Source organism: Streptomyces sp. CY-1 (assembly GCF_047218265.1).
GTDB classification, from domain to species: domain Bacteria; phylum Actinomycetota; class Actinomycetes; order Streptomycetales; family Streptomycetaceae; genus Streptomyces; species Streptomyces niphimycinicus.
On sequence record NZ_CP178393.1, the window covers coordinates 2,671,794 to 2,686,755 of the forward strand.

Below are 14,962 nucleotides of genomic sequence, written 5' to 3' on the forward strand. Positions count from 1 at the left end.
ACGGACGCAGTTCCTGGCACCTACACGGCCACCAGGCGGCCGTGACCGCGGTCTGGCGCTCACGGCCCAGCACCTACGTCCGCTGCACCGACGACCGGGTCATCCACCCGGAACTGCAACGCCGCTTCACGCAGCGCGCCACCCACACGGTCACCTGGCACAGCGACCACGGCGCCTTCGCTTCCCACGAGTCGGACACCGTCGCCCTGCTGTCCCTGCTCGCCCGGCTCTGAACCACAGCGCTCACCACCACACCGCTCGCTACGGGCACCGCACACACGACAAGAGGGAACCTTCGGCCCCGGCTCAGCGCTCCCCCATGGAGGGGAGCGAAGAACCACGGGCGGAATGGGCGACGTGCCGCTCCTCGGCGGACGCCACCGGCTCGGCTCGATGCCATAGATCAAAGACCTCGCCCCGGCCGCCTATTGATCACAACTCGATACGCGCCCTAGATGAATGAGTCCGATGTTTGTGCTGGCCGCGACTATGGCGAAGGGCGCCCGTTGGCTTGGTTGTGACTCCTTGCCTGGACGCCCTTCTGGCGGCACTGTACGTGTTCATCGACGACCATGTGGCTCCCCGTCGCCGGATCGGGCGACCTCCAAAACTGACGGACGCCGAACTGCTGTGCCTGGCGGTTGCCCAGGTCCTGCTGGGCTTCCCTTCCGCACGGCACTGGATTCGCTTCGCCCACGCCCGGCTCGGGCACTTGTTTCGCTACCTGCCCCAGCAGTCCGCCTACAACAAGCGGCTCAACGCCGCCGGACCGCTGATCAGCACCGTGATCGAGGCACTGGCCAGGCAGGTGCCGAGCTGGCACGACGACCTGCGGCTGATCGACTCCCCCCCCCTGCCGTGTGCGGCCTCCCGCGAGACGGTCAAACGCTCCGGCCTGGCCGGGCACGCCGGATACGGCTACTGCCGCAGCCACTCCCGCTCCTTCTGGGCCTTCCGGCTCTACCTGCTGACCACCGCCGAGGGCATGCCGATCTCCTGGTGCCTGGCCAACCCCAAGCTCGGCGAGCGGGAGGTGATGTGCGCGTTGCTGGAACGCGACCACCACCTCGTCCGCGCCGGTCAGGTGATCCTTGCGGACAAGGGCTTCGCCGGGCGGGAGTTCGAGGCGTTCCTGACCGAGCGCCTGGGCGTCCATCTGGTACGGCCGGATCGGAAGGACGAGCCGGTCCGGCACGGCCGCCTCGCCCACGTCCGCCAGTGGATCGAAGCCGTCATCGACACGCTCAAGGGTCAGCTCGGCCTGGAACAACACGGTGGCAGAACCCTGCTTGGGGTGTTCGCCCGCACTGGCCAACGACTCCTCGCCCTCGCAGCCAGCGTCTGGCAACTGGATCACCGGCGCCAAGATCAAGCGATCCCTGATCGCCTACGACCACTGAGAACATCGGACTCATTCATCTAGAGCGACGAGGCCGACCACCGCCAGCCCGGGTGCAGGCGCACGGAACCCGTCACCGACCAGGCGACATCAGGTGCGGGAAAGCTTCGGGCCCGCTCAGCCACTCACCACACCGAGAAGGACCCGGACCGTCTCCGCCATCGTCTCCCGGCCCTGGGCGACGTAGGGGCGGGGGTCGGTCAGGTCGGGCCGGGCCCCCAGCGCTTCGCGGACCGCGCCGGTGAACGCGACGTTGAGAGCGGTACCGATGTTGATCTTCACGATGCCCGCCTGGACGGCTTGTCGCAGATCGTCGTCGCCGACGCCCGACGAACCGTGCAGCACCAGAGGTACGGGCACGGCCTCCCGCAGGCGTTCGATGAGCGCGTGGTCCAGGGTCGCGGAGCGTTCGGTCATCGCGTGGCTGCTGCCGACGGCGACGGCCAGGGCGTCCACGCCGGTGTCCGCGACATAGCGCGCCGCCTCCTGCGGGTCGGTGCGCACCCCGGCCGCGTGGGCGCTCGCGGGGGCGTCGGGCTTGCCGCCCACATAGCCGAGTTCGGCCTCCAGCCACAGGCCCGCGCCGTGGGCCCACTGGGCCGCGGCGCGGGTGGCGGCGAGGTTCTCGGCGTACGGCTGCGCCCCGGCGTCGAACATCGCGGAGGAGAACCCCGCGTCGGCCGCCGTGCGCAGCAGCCGCATGTCCGTCACGTGGTCCATGTGCAGTGCGACGTCGACGTCACATGCCTTGCCGACCTCGGCCGCGGCCCGCGCGATCGGCTCGACCCGGCCGCCGTGGAACCGTACGGCGTTCTCGCTGATCTGCAGGATCACCCCCGGGGCGCCCGCGGCGGCTGCGCCGGCGGTGATCGCCTCGGCGTGCTCCAGCGTGATCACGTTGAACGCCGCGACGGCCCGGCGTGCGGCGGCGGCCTTCGAGACGAGTTCGCGCGTGGGAACCAGGGGCATAAAGGTGTCCCCTCGCTTTCATGTCGGTTCGGTGAGTACGGGCCGGTGTCGGCCCGTATTGCTACGTGGTTCGGCCGGTACGGATATGTGGGCGATCAGGACTTCTGCGGGGCCGGACTCACGTCCGCGCCGCCGTCCGCCGCGCCCGGGGCCACGGAGTTCTCGCCGCTCTTCTCGTCGCTGTAGACCATCAGGGTCGAGCCTGCGAGGGCCAGCACGATACCGAGGGCGCCCCATACGTTGGGGAGCGTTTGGTAGACGGCCAGGGACAGCACGATGGTCAGCACCGGTGCCAGTGCGTTGGTGATGGGGGCGACGACCGTGGCCTTGCCCCGGCTGAACGCCATGACCAGGAACAGCGCGCCGACCGCGTTGAGGACCTGCGTCACCGCGGTGAGCGCGGGCGCCTGCCACGGGGCGTCGGACGGGAATTCGCCCATCATCACGAACGCCACCGGAACCAGCAGCAGTCCGCTGATGGTCATCCAGCCGAAGGTCGTCGCGTCGTTGACCCCGACCACCGCGGCCTTGCGCATGCAGAACGCCTGCACGCCCCAGGCGACACAGATCAGGATGGCCATCAGCAGCCACGGGCCGTGCGAGTTCGAGTCGTCCTTGCCGCTGGGAATGCTGAGCAGCACGATCGCCGCCAGTGCCGCGACGACACCCACTAGGGCGAGCCGGTTGATCCGCTCCCGCAGCAGCGCCATCGCCATGAGGACGGTGACCACCGGGGAGAGCGACACCAGGGGGAAGATGAGGTACGCCGGGCCGTTGGCGAGCGCGTGGAACAGCAGGAGTTGGCCGCCTGCGCCGGTCAGTCCCGCGATCAGTCCGTACACGGCGGCGATCGGCCGGCGGTCGAACGTGTTGCCGCGCATCGCGAAGTACGCGGGTATGAGCATCGTGAAGGCCCAGATGATGTAGATCATCTCGTTGGGGTAGCCGTACCTGCTGTTCGGCTCGCTGGAGAAGGCGCCCCACACACCCCAGAACAGGACCAGCAGCGACGCGTACACGATCCAGCTCTTTGTGCCTCTGTTCATCGGTCGTCCTCTCCTGAGGCAGGGGTCCCGGGGGCCATGCGCAGCGCGTCGAGCGCGGGCTGGTCGAGCAGGGTTCCGGCGAGTTTTGCCGCGTACAGGGCGGCGCCTACGACAGGCTCGTAGAGAGGGTGTCGCAGCTCATAGTTGGTAAAACGATTCTTCAGTCCGGAGGCGAACGCCTCCAGAACCGTGTGGGCGCCGAAGGTGCCGCCGGAGTAGGAGACCGGTACGGTCTCGTCCGGGCCGAACTCCAGCCGCTCGCGGGTGACTTCGACGAGCAGGGCGAGTTCCCGGCCGGCGTCGGTGAGGATCTCCGTGGCGGCCTCGTCGCCCAGAGCGGCCGCCTCGGCCACCGAGCGGCTGAGCGCGGCGATCCGGCTCCGGTCGCCCTGCCACTGGTTGTGGACGACGTCGATCACGTCGAGGTCGGACGCGAGATCCAGGTGGCGCCGGAACACCTCGGCCAGGGGGCCCTCGGGGAGCCGTCCGTCGCCCATCCGTGAGAAGGCGTTGAGGCCCCGGACCGCGATCCAGTGCGCCGATCCCTCGTCGCCGAACATCTCGCTCCAGCCACCGACGCGCACGCCCCGGCCCAGCCGCTCGCCGTAGGTCATCGAACCGGTGCCGCTGATGACGTTGATGCCGTCGACCGCGCCCAGTGAACCGGCCCAGCCGCAGACCATGTCGTTGTCGCAGGCGTAGCGGTCGTGCCCGAGCACCGCTCGCGGGGTCGCGTTCAGGACGGGCAGATCGCGGGCCGCCTCCCCGTAACCGGGCAGCCCGAAAAAGGCGTACTCGATGTCGGCAGGGGTCAGCCCGGCCGCCGCGCAGACAGCTTCGACGCCTTCCTTCAGCACACGCTCGACAAGCTCGATGCCGTGGGAGAAGTAGTACGAACTTGCCGCCTGCGCTCGCGCCACGACTTGTCCGGACCGGTCGACCATGCAGAATGCGGTTTTCGTCCCGCCACCGTCGACACCTAGGAACATCGTTGTACCTCCGTCCGGCGCCCTCGAACCGCGCCGTCGATGCCTTTGATCAGTTGTGCAAGGAGTGCAAGGTCACGCCCTGCACCACGCGGTTGACCTCACCCGAGGGGAACGGGTTGTCGGGCCGCAGGCACCGGGCCAGAGAGGCACGCAGGGCGATGAGCTGGGCGTACACCACGGCGGGCAGCGCCAGGGCGACATCCTCGACGCCATCGAGGCCCGGAAGCGGCCAGGCGTCGGTGCCTGTGCCCTCCGTTCCCGCGCCGGAGTCCGCGGAGACCGTGACGACGCTGCCGACGGGCAGATTTCCGCGCAGCTCCGCATAGATGTCCTGGTCGTACTTGCGGGTGTACGGGTCGTTCGACATGTACACCACCGCGACCGAACGGTCGTTGAGCACCGCCTTGGGACCGTGCCGGAATCCCAGCGAGGATTCCGCGACGGCCATGAGCGTCCCACCGGTGAGCTCGAGCACCTTCAGCGCCGACTCCTCGGCGAGGCCCTTCAGCGGGCCGCTGCCGAGGAAGACGATCCGCTCGGGCGCGCTCTCCAGGAGGGCGCCGACGGTGCGGTCGACAGCACTGCTGTCGGTGATCGACTCGGCTGCCCGGGCCAGGCGTTCGGCGACGCCGTCGTAGGCGCTGCCGCCCAGGGCGAGCAGTGCCGCGAGTGTCATGCACGTGAAGCTCGACGTCATGGCGAAGCCGCGGTCGTTGGACCCGGGCGGCATCAACAGCACGTGGGACTTCGGCAGCTCCGCGTGTTCGCGCGCCAGGCGGCCCTGCTCGTTGCAAGTGATCACGAGGTGGTGCACCTCGGAGAGAACCTGGTCGGCCAGCGCGGTGGCGGCCACGGACTCGGGGCTGTCGCCCGACCGTGCGAAGGAGACCAGCAGCGTGGGCACGTCCTCGGCGAGACAGCCGCGGGGGTCGGCGACGAGGTCCGTGGTGGCAACCGCGTCGACGCGCCGTCCCAGACGCCGGGCCAGGGCGGGCTGGAGCACCTGGCCGGCGAAGGCGGAGGTGCCGGCGCCGGTGAGCACCACGCGCAGGTCGCCGCGGGCGACGAGCGGACGTAGGAAGGGGTCCAGCGAGTCCCGGGAGGCCGAGACGATCCGGTCGACCTCGCGCCACAGCGCGGGCTGCTGGGCGATCTCGCGGACGGTGTGGGCAGCGCCGTCGCCCAAGGACAGCGTGCCGGAGGGTGTGGTCACACGTACTCCTTCTGGTTCGGGCGGGAAGCGCGGTCGTAGTCGCGCAGAACATCGCGGACGTGGTCCACGGCCAGGTCGCGCGGCCGGGCGGCGAGCTCGCCGTGGCGGACACGGGCGTACTGGAGCGGAAGATGTGCGCTGAGCAGCGGCAGGGGAATGTCCACGGCCGAAAGGTTGTCCATCAGCCGGGCCTGGGCCTTTTCGATCTCAGGGTCGGGCCAGTAGTAACGCATCCGGTCGCTGTAGCTGTAGCGGCGTGCGAGGCGCTGCTCGGCGGCGCCGCCCGGGTAGTAGCCCTCCCATGTGGCCGGCTCCGCGAGCATCCGCCGCTCGACGACCTCGGCAAGCCGTGACCGCTCGGCGGCCGGCACCAGTTCGTCCTCGATCGCGGCGAGGGCGAACAGCGCCTCGCGCAGGGCGAAGGTCAGCCCGGGGCCCACCTTGAGGACCGCCCAGTGGTCCTCGACCAGCGCGGTGAGCGCCTCGGCGGTCTGGTAGTCGGTCGAGTGGGCCTCGTAGACCATGGTGGGCTCGTCGTCGAGGACCTTGCGCAGCTCCTCGGTCAGCTCCCGCCGATAGTCGACGACCTGAAGGTGGTCGAACTCGACGGCCGGCTGGACGACGAGGGCCATGACACGCGGCCAGACCTCGTCGATGCCGTGCCGGGCGAACGCCTTGCGGTGCTGCTCCAGAGTAGTGCGCGCCGCCTCGGGCGTGGTCGGGACGAGAGCGCCGAGCGTCTCGTGCGCGCCGCCGGGCGTGGGCACCTCGGTACCGATCACGTACCGGATCCGCTCGGCCCGCTCGGGGCCGGCCGTCTCCTCGGCCACGCGGATCAGCCGCGCGGCGCGTTCGGCGACCACGTCGTCGGTCAGCGGTACGGGGTCACCGGCGCAGGCGAAGCTGCAGTCCAGGTGGATTTTGGTGAAGTCCGCCGCCACGTAGGCGGCGACCAGGGCGTCGGCCCGCTCCATCGCCTCGTCGGGCGTCAGGGACTGCCACCGGTTCGGTCCGAGGTGGTCGCCGCCGAGAATCACGCGCTCCAGTGGCAGACCACTTTCGGCGGCGATGCGGTACACGAGGTCGCGGAAGTCCGCGGGCCGCATGCCCGTGTAACCGCCGTACTGGTCAACCTGGTTCGAGGTCGCCTCCACCAGTACATGACCGCCGCTCTCCCGTGCTTGCACCACGGCTGCCTCGATGACCAGCGGATGAGCCGAACACACCGAGGTGATGCCCTGCGGCTGTCCGGCCTTCTGGCGCCGGACCACCTCGCTCAATGGGCTCTGCATTGCCAACCCCTTACTCAACGTGCATTTTGAGCCCTTCCGCCACGTTGGCCCGGAGCCCAGAGGGGACGGTACTGGTCTCATTGATGGCCGTCAATAGTCTTATTTTGGTATGCATCTGGTATTCGATACCGCGCATCACGTCCGCCCCGCAGCTGGTACGTGGTGCAGGAGGAGAGTCTCCGTGACCTGCGGTGATCAATCAGCCCTGATTGGTGATGGAGGCCCGGAACCGGTAGCGGTCCCCCCGGTAGACCTGGACGGTCAGTTCGATCGGGCGTGATTCCTGGTTCGACGTCAGCTGGGTCGCGACGAGCATCGGCATGGTCTCCCCGATCTCGAACAGCTCGATCTCCCGTGGCGTCGGGTGGCGGGCCTCGACCGAGTAGTCGGCGACGCGGGGCATCTGCGGCGGGTCGGCGGCGCGCAGGGTGGCATAGAGCGAGGCCGTGTTGAAGTCGGTTTCGGCCAGCGCCGGGCAGGCCGCCAAAGGAAGCCGGTTGTGCTCGAGCACGACCAGCAGGCCGTCGAGGAAGCGCAGTCGGTGGAGGTCGAAGAGGTCGGCGCCCGGAGCGATCCGGAGCTGCTCGGCCTCGGACACCGTGGCCGGGCGGACGGTGGCGGAGAGCACCTTGCCGGCCGTCGTCAAGCCGTTGGCCTGGGCATAGTCGGCGAACCCCTGGACCTGCGGGGCCGCCGAGCCGGAGGTCATCGTCGCCTCGGGGAGCAGACCGAGCTCGGCGACGAACCACCCGCGCGACGACGACGGCCGCACGATGCCCCGTGACTCCAATTGCGCGAGGGCCGCTCGCAGCGTCACGCGCGACACGGCGTACCGCTCGACCAGAGCCCGCTCGGAGGGCAGCCGGTCACCGGGGCGGGCGGCAGCGGCGCGCAGGTCCTCGAGCAACTGCGTGGCCGTGCGCTCGTACAACGGGAGGGCATCGTCCCCGAACAGACCTCTGGGCATCGGCGTTCTCGCATCCGTCATACCAGAAACATACCAATTCGATCGACGGCGCGAACCCTCGTCCGGGCGGCCCACGCGGCCCACCCGTTGACATGCCACTCGAATACCACTTACGTTCTCGCAGCAGGCCACCTGGCGATGAAGAAGTCGCCCGTGAGCGACCTTCCGTTTCGCCGTGCCCCGGGCACCCTCCGGTGATCGAGGCAGCGTTGTCGCAGCTCACCGAGGATGGCCGCGCACTGTCGCCGGAGGCGACCTCGCACCGGGGCGCCCGTTCGGACGCCACGCCGTCCCCCGACCCCACCCGACCCACTGCGAAGACCAGTAGCAGACCAGGCATCAACCAGCCTTACGGACGGTCGCCTCGTCGCGAGCACGCGGCTCGACTCTGAACGATCCACCACGACGGACAGAAGGCAGCTGCCCCAGTCGGGCACGCACGACCGAAAGAGAGTTCGACATGACGGACATGAACCGGCGAAGCGTACTGAAGGTCGCGCTGGGGGGTGCCGGCCTGGCCGCCATCCCCGCCGTGGCCATGGGCGCCTCACCCGCGGCCGCCGCACCGAACTCGGATCCTGACCTCGTCGGAGTCGGCGACACCTCCATCACCCTGGAGTTCGACGACCAACTGCGAAGCCGGGTCGCGCTTAAGGGCGTCGACCTCACCCGCTTCGACGCCGGCGAAGCCCTGCTGGTGGGCGACAAGGCCATCGAGGCGTTCGCCTACCGCGGACACCGGACCCGCGCCACCCGGCACCCCCGCCACGGCGCGGGCGTCCGGGTGACGATCGAGGGCACGTCCAAGGAAGGCGTGCACAAGACGGTCGAGCTGACCTCCTTCGAGCGTCTTACCGGCATGATCGTGATGAAGGTGACCTACACCAACAGGTCCTCCACCGCACTGAAGGTCACCGGGTGGCGCAACGGAGCCCACGAACTCCTGGAGACCCCCGGCGGCTTCTACACCTTCTCCGGCACCACGTACACGGACCGCCGCGACTGGGTGATGCCGGTGAAGGACGGCTACGTCCAGGAGAACTCGCTGGGGATGGACTCCTCCGACTACGGCGGCGGCACCCCGCTGGCGACCGTCTGGCGCCGGGGCGCGGGCCTTTCCGTCGGACACGTCGAGCCCGTGGCGACGATCCTGCGCATGCCGGTCCGCAAGACGGACGCCGGAGCGAGCATCGCCATCCAGGACGACACCGCCCGCACCCTGAAGCCGGGCCGTCGGCTCAGCACCGACACCACGTTCCTGACCGCCCTCCCGGGCGACCACTTCGTGCCGCTCCAGCGGTACCGCGACTACATGAGCGACATCGGCCAGCGCGCTCCCAAGGTCCCCGCCTCGGCGTTCGAGCCCATCTGGTGTGCCTGGGGCTACGAGCGCGACTTCACCGTCGAGCAGGTCACCGGAACGCTGCCGAAGGCGCACGAGGTCGGCCTGCGCTGGGTCGTGCTCGATGACGGCTGGCAGACCAACGAGGGCGACTGGGACATCAACACGACGAAGTTCCCGCGCGGCGAAGCGGACATGCGGGCCTTCACCAAGGAGATACGGGACGCCGGCCTGCGACCGCGCCTGTGGTGGGCCCCGCTGGCGGCGGACCCCGACAGCAACCTGATCCGGGACCGCTCCGACATGCTGTTGCTGGACCGTGACGGCAACAAGCAGGACGTCACCTGGTGGGACGCCTACACGCTCTGCCCGGCCTACCAGCCGACGGTGGACTACTTCGTCGAGCAGGCGAAGAGGTTCATCGGCGACTGGGGCTACGAGGGGCTCAAGATCGACGGCCAGCACCTCAACAGCGTCGCACCCTGCTACAACCCGAAGCACCGGCACGCCCGCCCCGAGGAATCCACCGAGGGCGTGGCGCGGTTCTGGAAGGCGATCCACGAAGCCGCGCACGCGGCGAACCCCGACGCCCTCGTCGAACTCTGCCCCTGCGGCACCGCCTTCGCCTTCCACAACCTGCCCTACGTCGACCAGTACCCCAGCTCGGACCCGGAGTCCTCCTACCAGGTCCGGAGCAAGGGCAAGTCGATGAAGGCGCTGATGGGCGCGGGCAGCAGCTACGCCGGCGACCACGTCGAACTGAGCGACAACGGCGACGACTTCGCGTCCTCCTACGGGGTCGGAGCCGTCCTGTCGACCAAGTTCACCCTCCCCGGCACCGGAGCCCCGGACAAGGCGACCGACCTTACCCCGGAGAAGGAGGTCCTCTGGCGCAAGTGGTTGTCCCTGTACGAGAAGAACATGCTGCCCACCGGCGAGTACCGCGGTGAGCTGTACGACATCGGCTTCGACAAGCCCGAGGCGCATGTCGTGGCCACGAAGCGGACCCTCCACTACGCCTTCTACGCCGACCAGTGGGACGGGACGGTCGAGCTGCGCGGTCTGGGCCGCACGCGGTACCGCCTGACCGACCCGTTCACCGGCAAGTCACTCGGAACTGCCACTGCTCAGCACAACACCGTGAAGCTGTCCTTCGAGCGGTTCCAGCTCATCGTGGCCGAGCCCATCGGCTGATCGGCGGACGGCCGTGGCGACGCTCTTTGATCATGCGAGTGGCGTGCCACAGGCTTGCCGGGCCCCGCTTCCCCCGGCAGGTCAGGTGGCGGCTCGGGCCCGGCATGGCCGGTAAGGTCGCGCTGGTCCTGGGCGTCACCGTCGGTCATCTGGCGGACCGGCACGGGGCGCGCGGCGTCTACGAGGTGAGCTGAACCGGATGTGGTCGGCGGAGCACGCGCCCACGTCGTACGCCTTCCTGCTGCGGCCGGTGCCGGGGGAGGAAGGCGTACGACGTGGGCGCGGCGGACGGTCAGTTGGGCAACGCCTCGGGTACGGACTGCCTGCCGAGTTGACGGCGCTGTGGCGGCTCTGCGGTGGGGTGAAGCACCAGGAGATCGAAGGCGACGAGCAGGAGGAGGTCGCCTCGGGGGTCTTCCTCCCGGGCGGAGTCGTCCTCACTCCGGGGCAGGCGATGTCCGCGGTGTTTCTCGGCGGCGACCACGGGTGGGGTGCGCCGGTCGTCGTCCGGCTCCGGGGCCCCGGGCGGTTTTGTCCGCTCCTCGGACGAGTCGAGTGCGTGGGCCATATCCCCGAGTTCGCGGATGTAGGGGTCGCTGAGCACCGCACCCTTGAGGCCTGAGGGGTGTCAATATTCCGATCAGGCTACTGAACTGGGTGTTCCCTGCGGACGTTGAGGCAGCCGGGGTGGCGTCGGGTGGTACTCGTTGAGCAGTCCGCCGAGTACCTGGCGGCGCCTGACCGTGGCTGCGGGCAGGGGGATGACGTTCGGGTCGTCGTCGGGTGCTCGTAGGTCCAGGCCGCGGTGGGCTCGTCCGGCGTTGTAGTGCTCGGCGTACTGGCCGAGGACCGTACGCAGGTGTCGTTCACCGGTGATGAGGATACGGTCGGTGCACTCGGCGCGGGCCGTGCGTATCCATCGTTCCGCGTAGGCGTTTGACCGGGGGCTTTGTGGCGGGGTCGGGATGACGGCTGTGCCGTTGCCGGCGAAGACGGCGTCGAACGCGGCGGTGAACCTGCTGTCCCGGTCGCGGATGAGGAACCGGAAGCACCCAGCCCTCTCCTCAAGGTCCATGAGCCGATTGCGGGCGAGTTGGGTGACCCATGCGCCGGTCGGGTGGGCGGTGACGCCCAGGACATGGACGCGCCGGGTGGCGATCTCCACGACGAAGAACACGTAGAGACGCTTGAGGAAGACGGTGTCCACGTGCATGAAGTCGCAGGCGAGCAGCGTGTGGGCCGGGGAACGGAGGAAGGAGCGCCAGGTCTGCTGGGAGGCTCGCTGCGGTGCGGGCGGTAGACCGGAGCGGCGCAGAACGCGCCGGATCGTGGCGGCGCACGAGAACCGCGGCCGCTCGACCTGTCGGCGAAGCACGGCGACCTCATGACGAAGCACGAGGATCTCGGCGTTGTTCGCGACGGTCGATCGGCTCAACAAGAGGAGGCAGCTCAGTAGTCGGCAGAAGATCAGGTAGAACAGTCGCAGACCCACGATCACTGATCATGCCCATGCTCGGGCCAATCGCAAAGCCCCAGGTCAACCACAGTACGGCAATAAAGACACCCTTCAGGGTCCGTACGGCGACACGCGGGACCGTGGACTTGCCACATCGCCAATCAGAGGCGCTCTTCCAGCGTGCGACCTGACGGCTCGTCGCCCCGCCGGCTGCCCCGGGCCCACACGCTGCTGTCTGGCAGATCCGGGGCGGCCGGGCACAGTCGCAGGGCCCGGCCCGGACGGCATACACCGCACGCGGGGCCCTCTCCGCGCAGACGGACGTGACCCGTGAGGCGGCCATCCAAACCCTCGAGTCCTGCAGCGCTCTCCGCGGCAGTAGGTGATTGGCAGACCTCCTCGTTGTGAAGTGGCCCGCCGAATCGGCGGGCCACTTCACTCAGGCGCGGGCTGTCGCTGTTCGCCCCCGCCCTCGCCCTCGCCCTCGCCCTCGCCCTCGCCCGAGAAAATTCCGCTCAGCTCCCCTCACCCACCCGCCTGCTCAAGACATGATCGCCTCGGCGGTATCCTCCGCGAATATCAACGTGTGGGTGACCTACACGGATGAGGTTTCCGGCAAAGGCAACGTCGGCATAGGGTTCTCGTCGATCAGCGCACCAAGCTCACTCACCGATGCCATCACTCTTGCCCGCTTGGCACACTTTTTCCTCCAGCGAGACACCTCTGCGGACTGTCTCGCTGCGGCGCCATAGAGCCGGATACGGCGCTCACACTCTGGGAGTGCCCTATCTGCGCAGACGCCAAGGGGCTTTACCGCCGCTTGGCGCAGGCCGCCCACGACGACCAGGTTGCCCGCACACGGCCTGCCTGCGGAAACCAGCCAGCGAGATCGCCGGTAGCTCCAGTTCCCCCTACCGCATAGGGAGCGCGCCTCCGTGCTCCCACCTCGAAAGCGGGTCGGGAGCCGACAAGGGTCCTTATGCCTCTCGATGCACAGAGCATCCGAATCGATGGGGTGACCTCGCGGGCCCGCGGTTGACGACGGCACACAGGGGCGCGGTACGGCGCCGTAGGTCTACCGGATCGGGTGACGGACGAATCGGGCACCGTTGACACGTCTGCGAGTTGGGAGCACGAGGGCTCCCAGAGGGCTCCCCATCGCTCCCAGCCCGGAAATGGTTAAGGCCGCCTCCGCTACCCGCGGAAACGGCCTTCGACCTGCGAAAACGCTGGTCGGGACGACAGGATTTGAACCTGCGACCCCTTGACCCCCAGCCGCGTGACAACTCTCCGCGACGATCCGTATCAGGATGTAGCCGAACGTCGGGGCTCCGTAAACCGCCGCACGAAGACAGGAGAGCGACCTCATCAGTCGCCGCCCCAGAGAGCACCCATATGGCCATCACACTCCTATATCCTGACCCCTGTCGACCCAGGTGCCAGAGATCACGAAGGAGGATGAACCGTGAGGCCGGCCACCGCTGCGAAGCTCCGCGCCAATGCCGCGACCATCCACCAGCTCGGACGTCAGCACGGCTTGCACTCCTTCGCACTCAGCTCCGAACCCGGTGAACTCGTCGCAACCCTGGACGCCGACCGCTCCTACTTCGACATCACGAGCTTCGAAACAGATCTGTCCACCATCCTCGGCGCCCTCGTGGAAGTCGTCCCCCGAGGCCCCGGCGTGGAGGTCGACGAAACCGAACCCCTGAACGATCTGCGCGGGGCAGCGTGACCACACGCACCGACCGAGAGCGCCAGGAACTGCTACGCCTGACCGACGCAACGGCAGCGCTTGAACAGGCCCGCTCAATCATCCGCGACGGAATACCGAAGCCAGGCGACCAGAGCCTCCTCGCCCTGGCCTATTGCATGCTCACCTTCGGCGAAATGCTGAAACAGGCATCTCATGGCCTTGTCACACAGGCATACAGCGGCCCCATCGCACTGCGCGACAAACTCGCCCACCTACCGCACCGCAAGCTCAACGCCGAAGTACTCGCCACCTCCGTCGAACGAGCCACCGCCGAGATCCTCCCCCTGATACAAGCCCGCATCCAGGACCTCAGCAACACCAGCAACTGACAGGACCCCAAGCTCACCGTCAACGATTAAGCCGTCTGAAGTTTCCCCGTGATCCTGGACACTCTTCTTCTACGCTGCGAGTGTGTGGCTGTTGCGGAACCGTTGGCGCGTCTCGTGTGGTGTGAGATACCCGAAGACAGGGTGCTTGCGCAGGCGGCGCCGGTTGTAGAAGGTCTCGATGAAGGCGAAGACCTCGGCGCGGGCGGTGGCTCGGTCGGGCCAGAGCCGGGTGCCGATCTCCTCCTTGAGCACAGCCCAGAAGCTTTCGGCCGCGGCGTTGTCAAAGCAGGAGCCGGTCCGGCCGGTACTTTGACGAAGGCTCAACGCGCGTATCTCCGCGCGGAATTCGGATGAGGTGTATTCGCTTCCGCGGTCGCTGTGCGTGATGCAACCGGGTTCCAGACCACCGCGGCCGTGGGCCATCCGCAGCGCGTCTACCACCAGCTCGGCGCGGTGGTGGTCGGCCATCGCGTAGCCGACAACCTCGCGAGTGGCCAGGGCCAGCCAGCAGGCGAGATACAGCCACCCCTGCTCTGTGGGCAGGTAGGTGATGTCGCCGACGAGCCGGGTGCCGGGTCGGTCGGCAGTGAAGTCGCGGCCGATCAGGTCCGGGGCTGGCCTCGCCTGCTTGTCGGGGCGGGTCAGCCAGCGGCGTCTTCGGCGGGTGACGCCGGCGATGCCGCGTTCACGCATGATCCGCTCCACCCGCTTGCGGTTCACCGCCCGGCCCAGCCTCCGCAGTTCAGCGTGCACGCGCGGGACACCGTAGGCACCCTTGGAAGCCAGGTGGATCACGGTGATCTCGTGGGCCAGGGCCTCGTCCGCGCGGGTCCGTGCCTGCCGGGCCTGTTCGGCCTCCAGCCAGGCGTAGAAGGAGGAACGGACCACGCCCAGGACACGGCACAGCAGGGCCACCGGGTGGACGGCCTTCTCCGCGGCGATGAACCGGTAGACCTCGCTCACCGGTCGCTGTCCTTGGCGAAGTCGGGTGGCCGGAGGGAATTTCGCCC

General features: G+C 68.6%; 14 protein-coding genes and 1 pseudogene. 6 read left to right on the forward strand and 9 right to left on the reverse strand.

What is annotated here, in order from left to right; genetic code table 11:
* Positions 1–41: 41 nt before the first annotated feature.
* On the forward strand, positions 42–233 hold the full coding sequence (locus tag ACK1X7_RS11405; protein WP_390795528.1) for a hypothetical protein: 192 nt from the start codon (positions 42–44) through the stop codon (positions 231–233).
* A 284-nt stretch (positions 234–517) separates the two neighbouring features.
* Positions 518–1,400, forward strand: a pseudogene (locus ACK1X7_RS11410) (IS982 family transposase).
* Positions 1,401–1,516: 116 nt separating this feature from the next.
* Here the strand turns inward: ACK1X7_RS11410 and ACK1X7_RS11415 are convergent.
* The 6 genes from ACK1X7_RS11415 to ACK1X7_RS11440 all read right to left on the reverse strand — a co-directional run bounded on the left by ACK1X7_RS11415 (position 1,517) and on the right by ACK1X7_RS11440 (position 7,896).
* Complete coding sequence (locus tag ACK1X7_RS11415) at positions 1,517–2,368, reverse strand: class II fructose-bisphosphate aldolase (RefSeq protein ID WP_413115050.1); 852 nt, start codon at positions 2,366–2,368, stop codon at positions 1,517–1,519.
* Positions 2,369–2,463: 95 nt separating this feature from the next.
* Positions 2,464–3,414, reverse strand: coding sequence for a DMT family transporter (locus ACK1X7_RS11420; protein WP_385156166.1), 951 nt, complete (start codon positions 3,412–3,414; stop codon positions 2,464–2,466).
* Complete coding sequence (locus ACK1X7_RS11425; RefSeq protein WP_390795527.1) at positions 3,411–4,403, reverse strand: BadF/BadG/BcrA/BcrD ATPase family protein; 993 nt, start codon at positions 4,401–4,403, stop codon at positions 3,411–3,413. The genes ACK1X7_RS11420 and ACK1X7_RS11425 overlap by 4 nt, the downstream gene beginning before the upstream one ends.
* 49 nt (positions 4,404–4,452) lie before the next feature.
* Positions 4,453–5,616 carry an SIS domain-containing protein gene (locus ACK1X7_RS11430; protein ID WP_413115051.1) on the reverse strand — a complete coding sequence of 388 codons (1,164 nt, stop codon included), beginning with the start codon at positions 5,614–5,616 and terminating at the stop codon, positions 4,453–4,455.
* Entirely contained in the window at positions 5,613–6,908 is a 1,296-nt protein-coding gene (locus ACK1X7_RS11435; RefSeq protein WP_385156176.1) for a D-tagatose-bisphosphate aldolase, class II, non-catalytic subunit, read from the reverse strand. Before ACK1X7_RS11435 ends, ACK1X7_RS11430 begins: the two co-directional genes overlap by 4 nt.
* 199 nt (positions 6,909–7,107) lie before the next feature.
* Positions 7,108–7,896, reverse strand: a complete 789-nt coding sequence (locus ACK1X7_RS11440) for a GntR family transcriptional regulator (RefSeq protein WP_385156179.1) — start codon at positions 7,894–7,896, stop codon at positions 7,108–7,110.
* A gap of 439 nt (positions 7,897–8,335) precedes the next feature.
* Here ACK1X7_RS11440 and ACK1X7_RS11445 point away from each other — a divergent pair, with 439 nt between their 5' ends.
* Entirely contained in the window at positions 8,336–10,411 is a 2,076-nt protein-coding gene (locus ACK1X7_RS11445; protein ID WP_390795525.1) for a glycoside hydrolase family 36 protein, read from the forward strand.
* A gap of 32 nt (positions 10,412–10,443) precedes the next feature.
* Complete coding sequence (locus ACK1X7_RS11450; RefSeq protein WP_014059465.1) at positions 10,444–10,605, forward strand: hypothetical protein; 162 nt, start codon at positions 10,444–10,446, stop codon at positions 10,603–10,605.
* Between the two features lie 98 nt (positions 10,606–10,703).
* Here ACK1X7_RS11450 and ACK1X7_RS11455 read toward each other — a convergent pair whose 3' ends face one another.
* Positions 10,704–11,015, reverse strand: a complete 312-nt coding sequence (locus ACK1X7_RS11455; RefSeq protein ID WP_413115052.1) for a hypothetical protein — start codon at positions 11,013–11,015, stop codon at positions 10,704–10,706.
* Positions 11,016–11,051: 36 nt separating this feature from the next.
* Complete coding sequence (locus ACK1X7_RS11460; protein ID WP_413115053.1) at positions 11,052–11,903, reverse strand: integrase core domain-containing protein; 852 nt, start codon at positions 11,901–11,903, stop codon at positions 11,052–11,054.
* A 1,429-nt stretch (positions 11,904–13,332) separates the two neighbouring features.
* Between ACK1X7_RS11460 and ACK1X7_RS11465 the strand changes: the two genes are divergently transcribed.
* Both ACK1X7_RS11465 and ACK1X7_RS11470 read left to right on the forward strand, forming a co-directional pair.
* Positions 13,333–13,602: a hypothetical protein gene (locus ACK1X7_RS11465; RefSeq protein WP_059149557.1), complete on the forward strand. Its 270-nt coding sequence runs from the start codon at positions 13,333–13,335 to the stop codon at positions 13,600–13,602.
* Entirely contained in the window at positions 13,599–13,952 is a 354-nt protein-coding gene (locus tag ACK1X7_RS11470) for a hypothetical protein (RefSeq protein ID WP_059149558.1), read from the forward strand. Before ACK1X7_RS11465 ends, ACK1X7_RS11470 begins: the two co-directional genes overlap by 4 nt.
* Before the next feature lie 69 nt (positions 13,953–14,021).
* On the opposite strand, the gene ACK1X7_RS11475 is transcribed toward ACK1X7_RS11470, so the two are convergent.
* A complete protein-coding gene (locus tag ACK1X7_RS11475; RefSeq protein WP_385142726.1) occupies positions 14,022–14,915 on the reverse strand; it encodes an IS3 family transposase in 894 nt (297 codons plus the stop codon).
* Positions 14,916–14,962: the final 47 nt, after the last annotated feature.